The organism is Coprococcus sp. AM11-30B (assembly GCF_027674365.1).
In the GTDB taxonomy this organism is placed as follows: domain Bacteria; phylum Bacillota; class Clostridia; order Lachnospirales; family Lachnospiraceae; genus Allocoprococcus; species Allocoprococcus comes.
Map to the genome: position 1 here is coordinate 93,022 of NZ_JAQDVB010000013.1, position 20,534 is coordinate 113,555.

The 20,534-nt window shown below is 45.3% G+C and carries 16 protein-coding genes and 1 riboswitch; of the genes, 5 read left to right on the forward strand and 11 right to left on the reverse strand.

Annotated features, from left to right (window positions below; all coding sequences use genetic code 11):
- Nucleotides 1-27: 27 nt before the first annotated feature.
- The 10 genes from PGU50_RS10235 to PGU50_RS10280 form a co-directional block, all read right to left on the reverse strand.
- Nucleotides 28-3,000 (reverse strand): VirB4-like conjugal transfer ATPase, CD1110 family, encoded by a 2,973-nt coding sequence (locus PGU50_RS10235; RefSeq protein WP_270246895.1) that lies wholly within the window; start codon nucleotides 2,998-3,000, stop codon nucleotides 28-30.
- The gene (locus PGU50_RS10240; protein WP_118372788.1) at nucleotides 2,918-3,364 is read right to left on the reverse strand and encodes a PrgI family protein; all 447 of its coding nucleotides are present in this window, start codon (nucleotides 3,362-3,364) and stop codon (nucleotides 2,918-2,920) included. Before PGU50_RS10240 ends, PGU50_RS10235 begins: the two co-directional genes overlap by 83 nt.
- Before the next feature lie 15 nt (nucleotides 3,365-3,379).
- Nucleotides 3,380-3,598 carry a hypothetical protein gene (locus PGU50_RS10245; RefSeq protein ID WP_118218913.1) on the reverse strand — a complete coding sequence of 73 codons (219 nt, stop codon included), beginning with the start codon at nucleotides 3,596-3,598 and terminating at the stop codon, nucleotides 3,380-3,382.
- 42 nt (nucleotides 3,599-3,640) lie between these two features.
- Nucleotides 3,641-3,841 (reverse strand): hypothetical protein, encoded by a 201-nt coding sequence (locus PGU50_RS10250; protein ID WP_118199847.1) that lies wholly within the window; start codon nucleotides 3,839-3,841, stop codon nucleotides 3,641-3,643.
- Nucleotides 3,842-3,906: 65 nt separating this feature from the next.
- The gene (locus tag PGU50_RS10255) at nucleotides 3,907-5,868 is read right to left on the reverse strand and encodes a VirD4-like conjugal transfer protein, CD1115 family (protein WP_118218911.1); all 1,962 of its coding nucleotides are present in this window, start codon (nucleotides 5,866-5,868) and stop codon (nucleotides 3,907-3,909) included.
- An 11-nt stretch (nucleotides 5,869-5,879) separates the two neighbouring features.
- Nucleotides 5,880-7,148, reverse strand: coding sequence for a hypothetical protein (locus PGU50_RS10260; RefSeq protein ID WP_173825564.1), 1,269 nt, complete (start codon nucleotides 7,146-7,148; stop codon nucleotides 5,880-5,882).
- A 92-nt stretch (nucleotides 7,149-7,240) separates the two neighbouring features.
- Nucleotides 7,241-7,489 carry a hypothetical protein gene (locus tag PGU50_RS10265; protein WP_118199844.1) on the reverse strand — a complete coding sequence of 83 codons (249 nt, stop codon included), beginning with the start codon at nucleotides 7,487-7,489 and terminating at the stop codon, nucleotides 7,241-7,243.
- 17 nt (nucleotides 7,490-7,506) lie between these two features.
- On the reverse strand, nucleotides 7,507-8,145 hold the full coding sequence (locus tag PGU50_RS10270) for a hypothetical protein (RefSeq protein WP_195501719.1): 639 nt from the start codon (nucleotides 8,143-8,145) through the stop codon (nucleotides 7,507-7,509).
- A 118-nt stretch (nucleotides 8,146-8,263) separates the two neighbouring features.
- Nucleotides 8,264-9,613 (reverse strand): helix-turn-helix domain-containing protein, encoded by a 1,350-nt coding sequence (locus PGU50_RS10275; RefSeq protein ID WP_118372783.1) that lies wholly within the window; start codon nucleotides 9,611-9,613, stop codon nucleotides 8,264-8,266.
- A complete protein-coding gene (locus PGU50_RS10280) occupies nucleotides 9,585-9,965 on the reverse strand; it encodes a helix-turn-helix domain-containing protein (protein ID WP_118198266.1) in 381 nt (126 codons plus the stop codon). The genes PGU50_RS10275 and PGU50_RS10280 overlap by 29 nt, the downstream gene beginning before the upstream one ends.
- Nucleotides 9,966-10,455: 490 nt before the next feature.
- Nucleotides 10,456-10,531: riboswitch (cyclic di-GMP riboswitch) on the forward strand.
- Nucleotides 10,532-10,618: 87 nt separating this feature from the next.
- On the opposite strand from PGU50_RS10280, the gene PGU50_RS10285 reads away from it, so the two are divergent.
- The 5 genes from PGU50_RS10285 (at nucleotide 10,619) to PGU50_RS10305 (ending at nucleotide 18,952) form a co-directional block, all read left to right on the forward strand.
- Nucleotides 10,619-11,434, forward strand: a complete 816-nt coding sequence (locus tag PGU50_RS10285) for a substrate-binding periplasmic protein (protein ID WP_117823105.1) — start codon at nucleotides 10,619-10,621, stop codon at nucleotides 11,432-11,434.
- Nucleotides 11,418-13,574 carry an ATP-binding protein gene (locus tag PGU50_RS10290; protein ID WP_118217259.1) on the forward strand — a complete coding sequence of 719 codons (2,157 nt, stop codon included), beginning with the start codon at nucleotides 11,418-11,420 and terminating at the stop codon, nucleotides 13,572-13,574. The genes PGU50_RS10285 and PGU50_RS10290 overlap by 17 nt, the downstream gene beginning before the upstream one ends.
- A 291-nt stretch (nucleotides 13,575-13,865) precedes the next feature.
- Nucleotides 13,866-15,890: an ATP-binding protein gene (locus tag PGU50_RS10295; RefSeq protein WP_270246899.1), complete on the forward strand. Its 2,025-nt coding sequence runs from the start codon at nucleotides 13,866-13,868 to the stop codon at nucleotides 15,888-15,890.
- Between the two features lie 36 nt (nucleotides 15,891-15,926).
- Nucleotides 15,927-18,794 (forward strand): transporter substrate-binding domain-containing protein, encoded by a 2,868-nt coding sequence (locus tag PGU50_RS10300; RefSeq protein WP_270246900.1) that lies wholly within the window; start codon nucleotides 15,927-15,929, stop codon nucleotides 18,792-18,794.
- A 29-nt stretch (nucleotides 18,795-18,823) separates the two neighbouring features.
- A complete protein-coding gene (locus PGU50_RS10305) occupies nucleotides 18,824-18,952 on the forward strand; it encodes a hypothetical protein (RefSeq protein ID WP_256170876.1) in 129 nt (42 codons plus the stop codon).
- Nucleotides 18,953-19,100: 148 nt separating this feature from the next.
- Here PGU50_RS10305 and aroC read toward each other — a convergent pair whose 3' ends face one another.
- On the reverse strand, nucleotides 19,101-20,219 hold the full coding sequence (gene aroC, locus PGU50_RS10310) for a chorismate synthase (RefSeq protein ID WP_270246901.1): 1,119 nt from the start codon (nucleotides 20,217-20,219) through the stop codon (nucleotides 19,101-19,103).
- Nucleotides 20,220-20,534 lie beyond the last annotated feature (315 nt).

The window sequence follows — 20,534 nt, forward strand, 5'->3', positions numbered from 1 at the left end:
GTCAGCTCCTTTCCTTTTCAGCTAATTTTATCCAAGGCGGGATTTTTCGCGTGCTGCAAATTCCTGCATGCGCTTCTTGTCGGCTGCCTCATTCGGGTTCGTCGAGAAGAGATCATAGAGTACGTTACCGGACGGGAACTTACCGCGAATCGGGACACGCGCACCGCCGGCGATAAGCAAACCATCGCCCGGCTCGACAGATTCGTCGATGAACTCCTCCTCTTGTTCGGAAAGACCGAGCAGGCGTACCCATTCGGCGCGGTCGAGCGGTGACTGTTTAAGCAGGAGCAGGAAGTCGGAATTCAGGACAAGATTTTGAGCGGCTTTGTTCTTCAACATTGCGACGGCGTTCTGACTGATACATGTCAGCAAAAGTCCGAATTTTCGGCCCTCGTTCGAGAAGCGGGAGAAGTAGTTCAGAACAGTCGGATAGGCGAAGAGTGACTGCACCTCCTCGACATACAGCCATGTACGCACTCCGCGTTTCGCATTGAAGTACATGCGGTTACGAACCGCCTCGCAGACGTTGATCAGGCCGAAGACGAGCATCGAGTCCGGCAGGTCCTTCAAATTGAAATCCACGATACGAGACTTGAAGTCGACGTTGCTCTGATGGTTGAAGAAGGACTGGGTGCCCGTCACGAAACGCTCGTAACGCAATGCGATGGTCTTTGCTTCCGGCTCAGGTTGTTCAAGCAGCTTATTGTAGAAGTCTTCAAGGAGGGGCGGCTGGTCGCCGCGTTGACGCGCGTCGAAGAAAGCCTCCTGTACACAACGCGTGATGATCGACTGGTCTTCCTCTCCAAGGTCTCGTCCTGCTTCGGCGGCGGAGGCGCCGGCCTGTGCAAGCATGGCATCGATCTTGAAGGCAAGCTGGGCATCAGGGCTGAGGCTTTCGACGGAAACGGTATCGAACGGGTTCAGATAGGTATCCGAATCGACGGCGAAGTTGTATGTTACGCCACCGTAGCGACTTGAGATACCGGTATACTCTCCAGCACGGTCGATAATGTAGATTTCATCTGTCGGGTTGCTGAGAATCGTACCGGTCATCTCGGTCTTTACAGACATGCCCTTGCCGCTACCTGTCTTGCCGCAAACAAAACCCATCGGTGATGCGAGGAGCTTGCGGTTACAGAAAATCAGGTTAGAAGAGTGCTTGTTCTGACCGTAATAGTTGCCTCCCTTATCATCCAGTTCCATTGTTGCAAATGGCATGAGGATGGAGACCTCGGCAGTTGTGGACATGCGGGAAATCTCGCAGTGGTTGTGACCTAACGGCAAGATAGAGTTGAAACCTTGGCGCTGGCGGTATTCATAGGTACTTACCTCGATAGAGTTTTGGCGGGCGGCAGAGATGATGGAAAGCACCTGGTTATCCAGTTGCTTCTTAGTCGGTGCGTATGTATAGAAAAGCCCCGTGAAAACATAAAGACGTTGATTTTTGTTCTGAAGATTATCGATGACGTCTTCGGTCTCCTCTTTAGAGTACTTGAGCTCCTGCGGAAGGATTGAAAAGTCATAGCCTTTCTGAACTGCAGAGCGCTGTTCCTCGATGATCTCCTTATCAATCCAGGCCAAACGCTGTCGCGTGAAAGCGACGGCAGCCGCTTTATCCATAGGCTGTGCGAACCAAGTGACGTTAAGCGGAATCGGGAGCTCGGTGATATCGGAAAGCGCCTGGTCGGTTAGTTCCGAACCAAGCTTCTTGATAACAAGAACCTGACCCCACATATCACCCGTCTTGAAGCAGTCGGCAAGTCCCTCCGGCTTGAAATCGAGTGTCGTCGGTGCGATACAATCCTTTGTCGTCTGCACCATTCTGGCGGAGATATCCCGTCGATAATCGAAATTAAACGGCTTGAGCGGGTTGAGCTGGCTATTCAGAAGTGCCAGTCGTTCCGCACCGTCGAGTACACGGCTCTTTGAACCGATGGATGTGAGAATCTGCGAGATCTGATTTTCGATACGGGTAAGTTTCGGAACGGCATCGTCCACCGTGGCGGCGGAAACTGAAAAGGTGATATACATCTTACGCCGGATGTTTGAAACACCCTGACGCATCTTCTCGTTCAAGATCTCATTGAAGACGGCGGCGTCGTTTGCAGCGTTTACATTCAGCTGGCTGCTCGGATTGAAGAACTTGCGATGACCGATCTGTTCCTTGAGAAGCGGGGTGTTGATGATATTGAATTGTACAAGCGTGTCTGCACCGAACTGGTCGTAGAGACGGCAGATCGACGTAAATACGGCTTTCTGGGCATCTTCGCGCACAGAATGGTAAGAAGTGTCCTCGAAACAGATGCAGGAGGAGAACATTCCCTCCTCGACCTCACATATACCGTCTTCATACATGCGGTTGTATCCGATGAATGAAGTGACATCTTTTGCGGTTTTTCGCTTGTAGCGAGCAAATTCATTCTTTTTCGAGAGCTCCTTATCACGCTCTTTTAGTTGTTTCTGAATGGACTTATTGCTCTTTGCGTTCGCCTTGAGCTTGGCATTCGTCTCCTTTTGGAGTTTTTTCATCTCCTTAGCCTTGGCTTTTCTTTCTTTACGGGAAAGCTTTTTCCGTGGCTGTTTATCGAGCATATCGCCGGCAATCCCGCTCAGCGCATCCATATCGACATCAGAGGAATCTTCGACATCGTAGGTATGCGGATAGTTCGTCGGGGTGGCGAATTGCCCATAATCAACAGGAGTTTGTTCCGGTTCCATCTCAGGTACAGCATATGCAGTCTGAGGATTGGCTTGATAGGTATTTGCAGATTGTTGAGGTTGCACGGCCTGTTGGGCAGATGCGGTCACCGGAACGTTGCTTTCATAATCCTTGCGGGCGGCAGCAATCAGTTCGGTTGCCGTGGCGGCGTCGATTTCGCCGGCGGCAACCTTAGCCATGATAAAATTGATTGTATCGTTAATAGATGACTCGACCTGCCCTTGGGCTGTAAGCTTCGAGCCCGTTTGTCCCATCAAGGAACTTTCTGGTTGAGTTGTCATAAAGCTTTCCTTTCCTGCTTTGCGTGATCTCATCCGGCGTTTTCACGAACCCGCTCTTAAACATTGACGGTTTGTAAAAAAGTCGATTATCGGAGAGCTGGTGCTGTAGCCAAAGGAGAGCAAATTGCTCGAATGGCAGCCCGTGAGGCTTCCAAAAGCCACAGCACCAACAGGGCAGTGAAACCGCATAGATGAACTCAAGGTGATCGGTCGGATCGATCTTCAAAACGAGATTCATATAAACGGCGACAGAAATGGAAAGCCCTAATGCGACAGTGATTGAGATAAGGGTACGGCCGGTAAGCTTACCGATGACTTTCGGTTGATATTCGGCGATATCCTTATGAATTGCAACGCTAAGCATCGGGCATTTCCTCCTTTAGCCGGCGAAACTGGTGTCCAGGCTGCCGAGAAAAACGGAGGCTGCGATGACGATACCTCCGCCGACGATCATGGCGATGGCGCCGGCGAGCTGGCCGCCACCGCCTTGCATACCGTCTTTAATTGTCATACCGAGATTGACAAGACCGAAAACGATGAGGACGCCGCCGAGAAAGGTGACACCTCCGGAGATTTTGGTCATGATTTGAGAGAGCATACGCTAAATTCCTTTCTTTAAATATTCTTAGATTTCATGAGCTTAATGCCCGGTGTAGCCATACAGCGCCATTGCTGCCGCGACTGTAAAACCAGCTGCGATCATTGCAATGGCTTTAACGATTTCAGGCTGGCGCCTTCCACCGCTTGCCAACGAGATGCCGAGATAGATTAGGCCGGCAATGCCAAAAGCAGTACCGGCGAAACCTATCGGCTGGGCAAAAATCCTTATAAGTTTATCCACCCATTCAATTCCTTTCCTTTTTCCCGTGTCGGTTGCACTGGTTCAGTGTATACCAAACGCGTGAGTTATGACGCGTAGGTAGCGTCTTTTGTCCTAATTTCGTCCATGTATTCCAGGATATCGAACGGCTCATCATACAGACAGCGGTTTTTGACCTGACCCGGCTTGTTTCGACCGGGGTCGAGATAGATGTAGTTAGGGTGTTGCTCGACCGGGTATTTCAGATCTTTAAGCGGATTTGTACCGGCGATGAGCAGGATTGCCTCGCGGCGATTCATCTTGCCGATCTCAGCGGCGTCGATCAAGTCGCGACCTTGGATCTGAATGTTTTTCGAGCTGGAACCGGACTGTCCGCGCGTCTCGCCGAATGTCTTCTGGTTAATCGTCTGCTTGCCGATCATCTCGGAGATTTCCTTGTTGGTGGAATTCGACTTGCCACCTAGGAAGAGAGTGGTATCGCAACAATCGATAATCGTCTTTGCCTTTTTATCATAGCGGCTTTCCAGCTGTGCGACAGACTGGAGGATGATCGAGATGCCGATGTTACGAGAACGAGTAACGGCGATCGTCTGCTCGATATCGGGAATCGTGCCGATATTTGCAAACTCGTCGAAGATGAAATTGACCATGGTCGGCAATTTGCCGTTGTATTTCTCGAGCGCACGGCGGCACAAGATATCAATCGATTGCCACATCATGATTGCGTGCAGGAACGAGAAGGTTTTATCAGTATCCGACATGATGGCGAAGATAGCAGTGCGTTGCCCGGGATCTCCCATCTCGTCAAGATTCATCTCATCGTATTTCAACAGTTCGCGCACCTGCTCGATTCGCATCGGGGCCATGCGCACGTTGCAACTGATGATGATGGACTTCAGCGTCTTGCCGGCGGCTACTTTGAACATCTTATAGTTTGCCAATGCGAAATCCTGATCGGACGTCAATCCACCTTCACGTGCAGGAGACAGGCCGTCATTGTTGCGTTCCATGAGGCTTGACTGCCAAGTGAACTCGTCGGTCGTGTTCTCGCTGATTGCCATTCGGTCTGATTCCGCGTCGGCATAGGAGCTTGAGGTCGACGGGCCTTGGTAGAACGGGTTTCTTTCGTAAACTTTGCCCGTCTCGATCTCATCGAAGATCATGTCGAGCGGAGATTTGAAATTCTCATCGTTTTCCTTGGCTTCTGCCATGGAAAGAAGTGTCAACAACCCGTCCAACGAGTAATCTTCCGGTGGGAACCAGTCTCTCAGCAAGGCGATGAGCGCGGTATAGAGCAGACGTTCCGAATTTTCCCAGAACGGATCTCCGCCGGACTGTTTATCTCCATTGGTATTCGAGATCAGGCAGTTGACGAAAGAAAGGATATCTGCGTCTGTCTTAACGTATTTAAGCGGGTTGTAGTGCATCGATTTATTAAATTCAATGGTGTTGAACGCCCTGATGCGGTAACCGTTGTCCCTGAAAAGATATCCGCACTCTGGAAGGGATGTTCCTTTCGGATCGGTCAGAAAGTAGCTTGCATTAAGCTGCATGAGATTAGGTTTTACATAGTTACGGGTCTTGCCAGAGCCGGAACCGCCGATGACCATGACATTGAGGTTTCGGTCATGTTCGAGGTCGAACTTTGGTTTTTTCAGGGCAAGGCCATAATTTTTCGTGAAGAGAAGATTGTTGGACGGATCCGTTTGATCCTTGAAGGCGACTCCTTCTTTAAGGGTGCCCCATTTCGCAGAACCGGCTTCCTCTCCATAGCGATAGTTGCCGGCATACATGAATGTATAGAGCCAGACGATGAGAACCGTGATGGCGAGTCCGATTGCATACAGCATGGGAACGGATGCCGTTGAGATAGCGGCAGGCGCCGCGACGATCGAATTGACCGTCACGAGCGCCCCGTCGGTAATCTCCATGGTGTTGAAATCAAAGACTTGTCCGAACCGATTGCCGAAGTAGAAGGCAAGAACGGTCAACATTAGAACTACCACGACCTGAATTGGACCCGGAGTTTTCGATTTATTGGACGCCAAGGAGCATCACCTTACCTAGCCTTATTCTCGGAGCCATGCGCATCGCCGTGATCCTGACTGTCGTGGGCATGTGAACGCTCATGATTGCGCTGATCTGTGCTCTTAATGATTTCTTCCTGTTTTTGCTTCAACGGTTTCGACATTTTCTGACCGTTGAAAGCCTCGCTGTTACGGGAGAATTTCGGATCGAGGTTGTCGGCGCGGACCTGCTTGTGATGCTGATTGGCATCCGTGAATAGAAGCTCTCCATCATTGGCGAACTGCACGGCAATGCCGCGCAAATTGCACTGACGGGCGAAATTGTTGAGATTCGGTCGGCCATTTGCATCACGAGACGCCTCGAAGGCATTTCCGACTTTCGCGGAAAGATCCTCCTTCCAGGATTCGACCTGTTTGGTGCGAGAATCTGGATCCATTCCATCGTGACTGCGAATTGCTTCCGCACGATTTGAGATTTCATCGGAATCGAGCATTTTTACGGCATCCGCATGGTTTCCGAGCACTTCGCTCGCCTTGTCCTGAGAAGGATACTTGCCAAGCTGCATAAGCTCATCTTCACCGATAACGCCCTTGTCTTTGAGCATGTCCAGTTGTGCTCGTTGTTCTGGTGTCGCGTAGTTCCTCAGATCGGGCTGGATTGCCATAGTGTCGTGGCCTTTTGCTTCAAGAGCAATCTGCAATTCGCCGATTGACGGGTTTTCCGAAAAGTCTTTCTTGATTTCATCGATCGAAACACCCTCATCGGCTGCCAGAACGGTAGCCGTGAGCTCAATTTGTTCGGGTGTTGCGGGATAGTCAGACCAATCTCGGGCATCGGCTTGCTTTTCATGGTCTTGTCCGTGTTCCTGGGACTGCTCTTTTTCGGGGGTATCGTTTTCGTGCTCGATTTTTTTACCGAGTTCTTGTTCAACCATCTTGGAAAAGGCCATGATTTTTGCAATATCGGAAGTGCTGAACAGAAGATTGTTATCTTCATGCATCGTATCCATGCCCATTTGCTTCATTGTGTCTGCAAACAGCTTTGCAACAGCCGGATCATTAAGGTCAAGTTGACCATAATCTTTTCCATTACGCGACAGGCGGCCGAATGTGCCATCATAGACTTTTTTGAAGACACCTCCGACGAAGTCTTTCATTCGACGAAAGATACCGCGCCTTTGCGTTTTGGTGCCATAGCGGAGATCTTGCTGCTTATTACGCATAAGCTCTTCAAGCAACCGCAAGAAAGTCGCGATGACTTTCATTTGTGAGGAGTATGCTTCCTCTCCCAAATCTGCCATTATCAATCATCCCTTCTGGATGCCTTTTGCATCCTACGGTACTAATACGCAATGATTATGCAATCTGCAAACCATACATCTGGAAATTCATATTACAGCCGTGAATCAATATCTTGATCCGAAATGGAATTTCGGTCATCAGCAGCACGGTCATCCTCGATGGAGCGCCGATTGAATTCATATCCCGATTCGATTTCAGGTGTCGATGGATCGAGGTCCATTCCATCGTGCGACTTAAAGCGAGCGTCTTGCTCCCTGAAACGATTTGTAGCCACGATAGCATCAGCAAGAGTTCTTTGATTGCGTGCGGCGGCACCTTGAACCATTTCACGGCTTGTCATTTTTGTCTCCTTTCTATTTAATGTTCGTCGAGATCACCGTCGTCAAGTACTTGACATGGACGGTCGAAAACGCGACCACGCTCATCTGCCTTATATTGTGCATCAAGACTGTCTTTAAGTGACGTGACCTTATCCGTAAGTCGATCAGACCTATATTGTTCCAGATCATCAAGACTTTCCACTGGCATTGCGGTGTCAACATTCTTGAAGTTCCCGTTCTCCTTGAGAATGGAAACGCGTGCATCGAGATCGTCGTTGCCGCTTGCAATCATGTTGTCGCGGAACTCCCTGTCGAGAGGACGTTCCCAAAGCCTTGAATCGCCCATGATGACGGACTGCACGTTGAATTCTGTCGGTGCGATATCCTGTGCTTTGAGCTTTTCCCGGATATCCTCCTTGACCCATCTGACGCTGGCGTCCTCGATAATCTCAGGGTCAGCAGCCTCATGGGCGCATCCGAGATCGCTGAAGTACTTTCCGTATGACCACGAGGCCGTCGCGCGGTCATAGTCTGTAGCCACGCAAAACGGCTGCGCGTTGCCCGGCTGGAAGAGGAGTGCCGTGCCGTCTTGGAACTGCTCGAGGACGATGTTGCCCTTTGTATCGATAGCGCCTAGGGCATTCATCATTTTTTTCTGCTGGTAATTGCTGCTCATATGATTTCTCCTTTCTTTGGTAGGGTCTTGAGAAATCTTTTGTAAGATTCTACCACTTCACATCTTGCACGGTCGGGGGAACGTGGCATTTTTCCGTTCCCCCGTGTTTTCAGATCGTCTAAGCTGTCGCGACCGCTGATGTGCAATGGGTTTCGTAATACTCGTTGGCCCGTTCCGTTGCCTTGCTCCACTCCTCCTTGAGGCGGCTTGCTTTCTCCACGTCAGACGTCATGCAGGCATGTCCCCAGAGTGACCGTGCCTTCGAAACGGCTGCCTCAAGATCCCTGAAGGTCGGATCGGTCGCGGCAAGTGTCAGCCGATCGTTCTTTGCCTCCGTTGCGGCCCTGAGATCCGAATCTTGACCACTTGTAGCCTTGGTGGCTGTCGTTGTTCGAATTACAGGTTTCTTGGCGAAATACGCGAAACCATCGCTTTTGACGAACCAATCTGACAGTTGCTTCGCAAACCTCGGTGAAGGGTTGTTCTGCCGATAGGCTTCCGCATAGTCGATATAGGCCTTTTCGATGGCGGCGGGAGAGTATCCTTCCCCGATTCGCTTGGCATATTGTTTTGCTGCCTCGTTCCGAACGGCTCCCCTTACCGTCTTGATGGACAGGGAACAGAGGCGGTTGAAAGCCTCGAATTCGGAATTTGAAAGGGTATATCCATCAGCGACCGTAGGGAGCGGATCATAGGTGCCGTCAGGCACCGCATCTAACGCGTCCCGTCTATTCGCATTGCGATCCGGCTCGCCGTCATCTCGTTGAGTCGGATCAGTCATTCCCTCGGTGACTTTCCAGTCGCTTGGACCTTCATCAGCGGAAGGATGGGCGGCAGATCTATCTATTGATACTTTTGGATTGATATTAGTATCTATATATAGCTTGTCGCCAGATTGAAGACAACCCTCGTCTTCAGATTGAAGACATGGCTTCAGATTGGAGCCCCTGTTTTGAGCCTTGGCTTCAGATTGACGACAAGGCTCGTTACCTGCTGATTGCTGAAGACGCTCAGACTCAGAATCCCCCTTATGACTCACCATGTCCTCGTTATGGAGATTCGCCACCAAGCTGCTCTTGATTTCATTGCGTCGGTTTGCAATCTCGTCGATTTCCGTCTTGATGGCGATCGGGTTCTGCGGCAGCGTGTAGACAGTCCTTAACCCCGCAGAGGTCGCCGTGGTCTCAATCGAAATGAAGCCCCATGAGACCAGTTCCTTGCGGATCTTGTAGAAACGGTTCTTGCTAATATCAAGCTCTTCGAGAATGCGGGAAGTTGATGGGAAAGCCGTGTCCCCCGCGCCGGCAAATGAGCTCAGGTATCCGTAGAGTGCCTTCGCCTCGATGGATAGGCCCTTTGATCTCATCACGAGCTGCGGCGAGAGTCCATATCCGTGGGAGAGCAGCGCATCGAGCTGCAAAAGGTTGCGCTCATCGATTTCAGTTGCGTTTCCCTGCATTTCCATCATTCCTTTCCTTTTTAAAATTCATCGCTTTGTTGTTATTGTTGATCAGGCGGGTGATTAGAATCTCCTCGGCTTCTGCAGTCGGCACCGGTTTGTCAGGGAAAGAGTACTTTGCGACCCCGCCGCCGGACGTGATCTTGTTCTCGACCTCGATGAGTCCAAACGCTTCGAGCTCGTTTCGATATCGATAGAATCGCGTCTTGCCGATGCCGAGCTGCCTGATCATCTGATAGGTCGAAGGCGGTACACCATCATCGAATGAGCAGAGGTATGCGTATAGCATACGTGCCTCAATCGACAGCCTGTTGTCGTGAAGCACGTATGCTATCTGCGGATTCATCATTTTGTGTGGCATATGTAGAACCTCCTTTTAGGTCTTTCGAACTTTCGGAAAGGAGGTTTGGTCCTATCGAGTGTGGTATACTCGAATCAACAGAGCCGCCTTTGAACCTCGTTGAGAGTTCTCAAAGAAGCTCACTTTCCGAAAGAGTCCGTCCGTTCGCCAAAACTTTGGGACTTTTTCAGCTTACCGGGGCCGCAAGGCCCCTTTCGTTTTTCATGGTATCACACTGATTTCGGGTTCGTTGGGTATTTGAGTATCATCAGGCTCTGGTATTTACAGTAGATACGGTGTTTTCCTCCTTTTTTGATTACTTTCTTGATTACTTTTGATTACCCAGCCCTTTGAACCCTTGATTTACGGGCTTTGTAGCGCCAGCGTCGGGTATATGTATCGGCTGTTCTTTTTTATTTTTCAGCGTTAAAGCGGTGAGGTTTTTCTTATGCACGATAGATTGTGGGAGTATAATAACATCAATATTTTTGCATAAGTTTAAAAACTATAATAGGATGATCGGCAAACCAGATGAAAATCTGGGACGCAAAGCTACAGGGCCTGTAAAATGGCAGCCAGTTGCATGAAATGAGATGCACTGTCTGTAGGACAGTGTTTTTTTATTTCATAGATATATGAAAAAAACGAAAAGGATAGTTAGGAATAGGCGGAAAATGAAAGGGAAAAGAGTGATTGCAGGCATTCTGCTTGCGGAAATTTTAGCAGTCACCTTGGCAGGGTGTAAAAACATAGATAACACCAGAGAAGAAACAGAAAAGCCGGTCATTACACTCGGCAGCGATAACTACCCACCATACAATTATTTGAATGAGGATGGTGTACCTACGGGCATAGATGTAGAACTTGCTACAGAAGCTTTCAAAAGAATGGGATATCAGGTGGATGTTGTCCAGATCAACTGGGAGAAGAAAAAAGAATTGGTAGAAAGCGGAGAGATTGACTGTATCATGGGCTGCTTTTCCATGGAAGGACGCCTTGATGATTACCGCTGGGCAGGACCATACATAGCAAGTCGACAGGTGGTAGCCGTAAACGAGAGCAGCGATATCTATAAGTTGAGTGATCTGGAGGGAAAGAATCTGGCTGTCCAGTCCACAACCAAACCGGAAGGTATCTTTCTGGACAGGATGGATGAGAGAATCCCAAAACTGGGCAATCTGATCAGTCTTGGACACCGGGAACTGATCTATACGTTTCTGGGAAAAAGGTATGTGGATGCAGTTGCCGCACATGAGGAATCTGTTGTCCAGTATATGAAGGATTATGATACAAGCTTCCGTATCCTGGAAGAGTCTCTGATGATCACCGGAATAGGTGTTGCTTTTGCAAAAGATGATGACAGAGGAATCTGTGAGCAGATGGAACAGACATTGGAAGAAATGCGCCAGGATGGCACATCCCTGAAAATCATTGAAAAATATCTGGATGATCCCCAGAAGTATCTGGAGGTGGATGATCTTGGATATTAAGAAAAAAGAAAAACGAATCCAGCTGCTCGGCGGTCTGCTTGGAATCTGTGTGGTGGTAGTCTCCCTGTTTTATTTCTTCCACGCAGAAAAAGCGGAAGCAGAGAAAAGAATGGTGGAGATTGTAAATTATGTGAAAGTGCAGTGTTCCACCTACACCCATTATAATGAATCATCGGAATCCAAAAGTCTCCTCCGTGCCATTGAAAGTGCCAGACAGATGAGTACAAATATTAAAACGGAAACAGAAAACGGTGGGCAGCTAAGCCGGGATTTTCTGAAGGGAAATCTGCAGACTCTCTGGGTGGATGGTATCCTTGTATTGGATGCAGATGGAAAGACGGACTGTGAATACAGCACAGATGAATCTCTGACTAATGAGATTACGGAGTATCTGCAAAAAGACATCATCATGGATTTTGCCGGATATGAAGAAAGAAGCTATTCGGAACGGTTTACCAGGGAAGATGGGTCACATATCGATATTGCAGCCTGTGCCAGAAAAGATGCACCGGGCATCGTCGCAATCTACTATTACACTTCTCCTGAATTTGCCAGAAACTATACACTGACGATACAGGGGCTTTTAAACGGTTATAGTACTCAGAAAGATGGAACGATTCTTGTTGCAGACAATGGGACAGTTGTTGCCTGCAATGATGAGAGCCTGTTGGGGCAGAATACAGCTGACAACGAAGTGGTTCAGGCAATGAAAAAGCATACAGACAGTCAACATATCTATCATTTTAAGAAAGAAGGAATCGGATGTTACGGAATCATGCTGAAGCAGCGTGATTATTATATCTATGCATATCTTCCTGATACGGAAGTATTCCACAACCTTCCATTAAATGTGATGAGTGTTATTTTTCTTTATTTTTTGATGTTCGGTTTATTCTGGTTCTGGACATATAAAACCAATCTGACACATCAGAAACTGGAACAGGAAAAAGATGAAAAATATAAAGCAGAACTTCTGATAGCTGCAAAAAAGGCAGAAGCCGCCAATGAGGCAAAAACAGAGTTTCTTCAGCGAATGAGTCATGATATCCGGACTCCGATTAATGGAATTTGCGGCGTGCTCAATGTGGCAGATCATTATGCAGACGATATGAAAAAACAGACGGAATGCAGGGCAAAAGTCAAAGAGGCTTCTCATCTGCTTCTGGAACTGGTAAACGATGTCCTGGATATGAGTAAGCTGGAGTCAGATGAAGTGATTCTGGAAGAAATACCATTCAATCTGAGCGGTATTTTCAGGGAAGTATTTGTTGTGATCGAACAGATTGCAGCAGAACAGAATATTCGGATTGCGTGGGAGAAAAAAGAAATCATACACCGGAATCTTATCGGAAGTCCGGGGTATGTGAAACGTGTGATGATGAATATTCTATCGAATGCGGTGAAATATAACAGAGAAAACGGACATATTTATATCAGCTGCGTAGAAATTCCATCCGAACAGCCAGGAATGACAACAATGGAATTTGTCTGCAGGGATACAGGAATCGGAATGACTGAGGAGTTCCAGAAATGTGTGTTTGAACCATTTGCACAGGAACACACAGGAAGCCGAACAAAATTTGCAGGAACAGGTCTGGGAATGTCGATTTCAAAGAAGCTGGTCGAAAAAATGGGCGGAACGATTACCTTTGAAAGTGAAGAAGGTGCAGGAACCACATTTGTGATCCGGGTTCCGTTTAAAATAGATCTGGATGTGGATAAATCTAAAGAACAGAAAGATTTATCAGAAAAAACGATAAAGGGGCTGCACATTCTTCTGGCGGAAGATAATGAGCTGAACATGGAAATTGCAGAATTTATGTTTCAGAATGAAGGCGCTGAAGTGACCAAAGCATGGAATGGACTGGAGGCTGTTGAAATATTTGAAAAAAGCAGACCTGGTGAATTTGATGTGATTTTGATGGATATCATGATGCCAGTCATGAATGGTTATAATGCCACAAAGAGGATCCGTTCTATGGACAGAGAGGATGCTAAGGAAATACCGATCATTGCAATGACAGCAAATGCATTCACAGAGGACAGAATAAGAGCAAAAGAAGCAGGGATGGATGAGCATATTTCCAAGCCTGTTGATGGGAATTTACTGGTAAAGGTAATTCATGAATTGTTGAACTAGCGGAAAATAATTTCAAATGGGAGATTCGTAATGAAAAAGAAAAAATGAAACAGAGTTTTGGCTGTACTCTTAATGATGGTGATAAGCATATCGCTTCTGTCAGGCTGTGGCAGCAAAAACGCGGAAAAAGAAGATGCAGAAACCAATGAACTGAACAGTGGCATGAATTCCATTGATTACAATGCAATTTCAGGTCAGTTAACTATAATTATGGTCGCCTTTAAAGAAGGATGGATACATCGGGATCATTGGATATTTTGACAGTTAAGTTTTTTTAAGAGAGGGTAGCGTATGGATGATTTTAAAAAACTCACAGAACAACTTTTGAAAATATATATTAATGACGGATCAGTAAATAATCTTGGTATAGAAAATTATTTTGATGAAAATATCAGTCTGATTGGAACTGGGAAACATGAGTTATTCACGAATCTGCATGAGTTTTTAGAATCATTCAAATTTGATGTAAAACGAAGAGGAAAAATCAGACTCGAAGTAAGAAATTTACATCAGGAAGAAGAAAGACTTGATGATGACCATGTTCTTGCACATGGAACAGTAGATTTTACTGGTCTGTTTAAAGATGGTTCAATCTGTTTTAAAATGGAGACAAGATTTACGATTATCTATAAGTGGACGAATGGAAAATGGCTGGTTCAGCATCTGCATCATTCAACACCGGATCTGGAACAGATGGACGGTGAAGAGTTCCCTCTCGCATTGGGGAAGCAGGTCAAAAAAACCCGGCAGGCCCTTCATGCATTAGGTACTGCTTATTATCATATTTCAAGGCTGAACTTAAAAACAAAGAAGATAGAACTTGTCAAAAGATCTCGAGAAATGGATATGGGTATTAAAGAGAATACTGCAGATTGGGATCCTCAGTTCAAGATTATCGAAGATATTATAGCAGAACCATTTGTGCAGAAGTATATGGAATTTTTTGACATACAAACCATGGCGGCACGTCTTCATAATAAAGAATCTATGTCTTCCGAATTCAAAAAGAAGGATGGATCATGGTTTCTTTCCATGGTTGTTCCTCAGAGTTATGATAAAAATGGAAATGTGACATCCGTGTTGTTTGCAAATAGAGATGTGACAGATGAAAAATTGAGGGAATTAAAACAAGAGGAAGAATTGCGGGAAGCTAAATTAAAAGCGGAATGTGCAAACAAAGCAAAATCATCATTTCTGTTAAATATGTCTCATGATATCAGAACTCCTATGAATGCAATCATTGGTTATGCAGAACTGGCATCCAGACATTTGCAGGAAACAGATAAGCTTGGCAGATATCTTGAAGAAATCCAAATATGCGGAAAAGAACTTTTGTCGATGCTTGGTAATGTTTTAGATCTTGCAAGAATTGAGAATAATAAGGTTGAGATGGAATACACTGTTTCAAATGTCCATGAGTGTTTTGAAAATTGTGTCATTATGTTCCAACAACAGGCAGAAAGTAAAAATCAGACGATCTCTTTGACAGAACAAATCATGTATCCGTATGTGTATATGGATGAACCTCACCTGTCAGAAGTCTGTTTTAATATAATAAGCAATGCAATAAAGTATACAAATACAGGAGGTTGGATATCCTGTAATGTTGTACAGAAATCCTGTGAAAAAGAAGACTGGTGCAATATGATCATTAGTATTACCGATAATGGAATTGGTATGTCTGAAGAATTCCAAAAGCGTGTTTTTGAAACTTTTGAAAGAGAACGTAACACTACATCCAGTCATATTGAGGGCAGCGGCATCGGAATGGGCATTACAAAAAAGCTTGTAGAGCTCATGGATGGCACAATAGAAGTGAAAAGTAAGCAGGGTAAAGGTTCCACATTTACAGTAACTATTCCTTGCAGAAAAGCGTCAGAAGACGATTCTCTGGTGAAGAAAAACAGTAATTTGCGCAATAAGAATTGTTTGAACGGTGTTCGGATCTTACTGGTCGAAGATAATGAGATCAACACTGAAATCGCAACGGAATTATTGACGGAAGAAGGATGTATTGTTGAGACTGCCAATGATGGTGTTGCATGTATTGACATGATTGAAAAGGCTGATGCTGATTATTACAAGATGATCCTTATGGATATCCAGATGCCGGTTATGAATGGATATGATGCTACATTAGCTATCCGAAAGATGAAGGATACGAAAAAAGCCAGGATCCCTATTATTGCGATGACTGCCAATGCTTTCGCAGAAGATGCACAAAAGGGTCTTTCTGTTGGAATGAATGCTCATGTTGCAAAGCCTGTTGATATGAATATTCTTGTCCCAACCATGCTGAAATTTTTGGGTTTGTGACGTGTAATAATCTGGTGATTTAAGGAGAAAAGAACAATGTACAAAAGTAGAAAAAAATCAGACGTACTATTTGCAGGTATATTTGTGATTTTAGCAATGTGGATGATATTATCAGTACACTGCCGGGCCGCTGAAAAGAATAATGATGAAAAACAGTCACAGATCGTCCGTATCGGATCCTTTGAAGATACCTTTGATTATATCGATAAAAACGGTGTCAGACGAGGATATGGGTATGAACTCCTGCAGGCTTTGGCAGGCTATACCGGATGGAAATTTGAGTACGTGAAATGTGACTGGTCCAACTGCTTCGATAAGCTTGAAAATGGTGAGATTGATGTCATGGGCGATATCTCTTACACCGATGAACGTGCACAAAGGATGCTTTTTTCAGATGAAGCGATGGGTGAAGAAAAATATATCCTTTATGCTGATTTGTCAAACATGAATATTGGAACGTCTGATTTCAAATTTATGGACGGGAAACGTGTAGGTGTGCTCATGGATACAAAACCAGAAAGTATGCTGACAGAATGGGAAAATAAGAATGGCATACATACAGAGCATGTAAATGTGAATAATAATGATGATGTCGAAAAGAAATTAGCGAACCATGAGATTGATGCTTTTGTATCTCTGGAGGAATCCATCTGGTCTGAACAGGGAATATCATCCGTTACCACGATTGGAAAATCAGGCATATATTTTACAATAAATAAAGAGCGCAGCGATATCAAGACGGAGCTGGACTATGCTATGCGCAAGTTAGATCAAGATAGTCCCTTTTTCAAGGCGGATTTGTATAAGAAATATTTTACGCTTGATTATAGTCAGGTTCTTACAGGTGAAGAAAAGTCCTGGGTGGAAGAACATGGTAACATCCGGATAGGATTTCTGAGCAATGATCCGGCGGTATTTTCCATGGAAGAAGAAACTGGAAAACTTACCGGAATGTTGGCAGAATATGTATCCTATGCCAAAGGCTGTCTGGGGAATCAGATACTGGAATTTAATATACACGAATATAATGATTATGACGAAATGATTCAGGCTTTACAAGAGCATGAGATTGACATGATTTTTTATGCCGGCAGAAATCCCAGTTTTGCAGAAGAAAAAGGATATGCACTTACAAACACAGCTTGGACTTACAGTCTGATGGCGGTAACTGATGAGAAAAATTTTGATGAGTATAATGTGTATACAGTAGCTGTGCCAAAGGAAAAAGAAGCCTTAAAGCAGCATATTGCTTTCAGTTATCCACAATGGAAGCTGGTAGATTGTGATTCGCTTGATGATGCGGCAGATATGGTCTTGAATGAAAAGGCAGACTGTTTCCTCATGGGAGCAAGCCAGGCGATGATATATGATAACAGTCGAAATTTCAAGAGTGTTCCACTTACAAAAACAATGGAGGCATGCTTTGCAGTAAGAGGTGGAGAGGGTAGTCTTTTATCAATACTGAATAAAACCTTAAAGGCCATGCCGTCTGACATGCTTACAAGTGCACTTGCTATCTATGACAGTACGGCAGATAAGGTAACATTTTCTGACTTTGTAAAAGATAATCTGATTGCTTTTTTTATTACGGCAATATTTTTTGCACTCAGTATAATTAGTATTATCCTCGTACTTTTACGAAAGGCAAGAAAAGCAGAAGCTGTTGCAAAGCTTGCAGCAAATAATACACAAAAACTCAATGATAAATTGGAGATTGCTTTGAAAAAAGCAGAGGATGCCAGTCTCGCAAAGACTCGTTTTCTTAACAATATGTCACATGACATCCGGACGCCTATGAATGTAATTCTGGGCTATGCACAGCTTATGGAGAATGAACTGAAAGGAAAAGACATGCCTGAAACCTTAGAACATTTGGAAAAAATGCAGCAGTCGGGGAATCTTCTCCTGTCAATCATAAATAATGTACTGGATATGGCCCGGATCGAGAGTGGAAGGATGGAGCTTGATGAGAATTACTGCTGGATTGAAGATGTCAGGAAGTCTTTGTTTGCAGTATTTGATGAGAAAGCAAGGAAAAAGAATATTGCGCTTCATTACACGATGAATGTAGAACATGAGCATGTACTGACAGATGTTACCAAGGTGAAAGAAATATTTGTCAACATCCTGAGCAATGCTATAAAATATACTCCGTCCGGTGGTTCTGTTATGATGAGCGTAGATGAATTGCCATGCGACGAGCCAGGATACATGATTGTGAGGAACAGAGTGAGTGATACAGGAATTGGCATGAGTCAGGATTATATGACGAAGATTTTCGACGCATTTACACGTGAACAGAACACTACAAAGAGCAAAATCGCAGGAACCGGACTGGGAATGTCGATAGTCCGGAAATATGTTGATCTGCTTGGTGGAACAATAGATGTAGAGAGTGAACTCGGAAAGGGCAGCACCATTACAGTTACACTTAAACATAAGATAGCCGATGAAAGCTATTATGTAAAAAAACATATTGAAGAGTCTGGAACAGGCAGTGAAATCCTTGAAGGCAGGAATATCCTTCTGGCAGAGGATAATGATCTGAATGCAGAGATTACAGAAGCAATCCTTGAGCGTGCCGGCATTAAAACAGAACATGTGGAGGATGGCATTCAATGTGTAAATATGATAGAAAAGATGCCGGCAGGTACATATGATATGATCCTGATGGATATTCAGATGCCGAAAATGAACGGTTATAAAGCAACACAGGCAATCAGACGCCTGCCGGATAAGGATAAAGCATGCATACCTATCATTGCAATGACAGCAAATGCATTTGAAGAAGATAAGAGAGAGGCTATTGCAGCCGGGATGAATGGTCATATCGCAAAACCCATTGAGCTTGATAAACTGCTGTCGATGTTAGTGGAAGTAATAAGGCAACAAGAAAATTGCTGATTTCATGTTATACTGAATGGAGTGTCATTTTGGAAAATATGCAAAAGCAGGGAGAGATGCATTGTGATACAGAAATCGTAATTCTGATAGGAACGTCAGAGTATATTTTCAAGATGTTATTGGAGAATGGAATCGGTTATAAAAAGCCACCTGACTGAGGCGGCTTTTTGTGTGTCAGAAATTATTTCAAAGCCCAGAAAGTTATTATAAAAAATGAGGAGGAACTCTATGGAACAGAAGTCTGACGGTACAATAGCAGATAAAACATACAAAATATACATGAAGTTTTATCTTGGAAATCAGATATCAAAATAAGACCACCACATCAGTGCCGTAGAAGCTTTTGAGTTTGTCCATTCGAGCACTCATGTTGGTGAAGAGCAGATCGAGGATCGTGATTGCGGCCATGGATTCTACGACTACGACGGCGCGTGGGACGATGACCGGGTCGTGACGTCCTTTAATGATCATTTCGGTGTTTTCTCCATCTTTGGTGACGGTGGACTGTGGCTGTGAAATGGACGGAGTCGGCTTTACTGCCGCGCGGAAGATGATCTTGCTTCCGTCACTCATACCGCCGAGGACACCGCCTGCATGGTTGGTGTCTTTGGTGATCCTTCCATCTTTTGTATGGAAGGAATCATTGTTGATACTTCCTTTTGTATCTGCAGCTTTAAAGCCGTCACCGATCTCAAAGCCTTTGACTGCTCCGATGGACAGCATTGCTTTGGCAAGATTGGCGTCCAGTTTTTCAAATACGGTATCACCGATTCCTACCGGCATACCGGTAATAACACATTCAATGATGCCTCCTGAGGAATCCTGATTTTTAATACATTCTTCCAGATAGGCAGATGCTTTTTGGGCATATGCGTTGCTTGGCATATAAATCGGGTTCTGGAAAACCTCTTCCGGATGGTATTCATTTTCCGGAACAGATACCGGACCGATTGCTTTCGTATAAGCATGTACTTCAATGCCAAGTTCTTTCAAAATCTTAGCAGCAACTGCACCTGCTGCAACTCTGGCAGTAGTTTCTCTTCCGGAAGAGCGTCCCCCTCCTCTGTAATCACGGAAACCATACTTTTCATCAAATGTATAATCTGCGTGTCCCGGCCTGTATGTGTTCATAATATTTCCGTAATCACGGGAACGCTGATCCTGGTTCTGTACGAGAATTGAAATCGGAGTTCCGGTCGTCCGGCCTTCAAATACGCCGGACCAGATCTGTGCCATATCACTTTCCTTACGTCCGGTTGTAAACTGGCTTTGTCCGGGTTTTCTTCTATCCAGATAAACCTGGATATCCTCCTCTGAAAGAGAAAGCCCTGCCGGACACCCGTCGATCACAACACCGATCCCCTTTCCGTGCGATTCCCCCCATGTAGAAATCTGAAACAATCTTCCATAAATAGATCCTGCCATACTATATACCATCCTTTCTGTAAGCTTTTATTTATAAAGAATTAATTTGTGAATCAGTCAAAACGAAAAAACGAACAATAAAGCAGAAGAACACTTGCGCGATGGGATTTGAAACATTTCGTTTATTCTACTACAATATATTTATGGATAATCCCCTTACATCCAGTAAGGAATTATCCATCTTGTTGCTTAAGCTGTTAGAATGTAGGTAGCAATTGGATATCGTCCTTATTCTTGGACCTTGCGTCCGTAAAATAGACTGATAACCAGCTCCTCATTCGCAGCGTTCGTTTTATGCAGGTTGAATCGCCATAG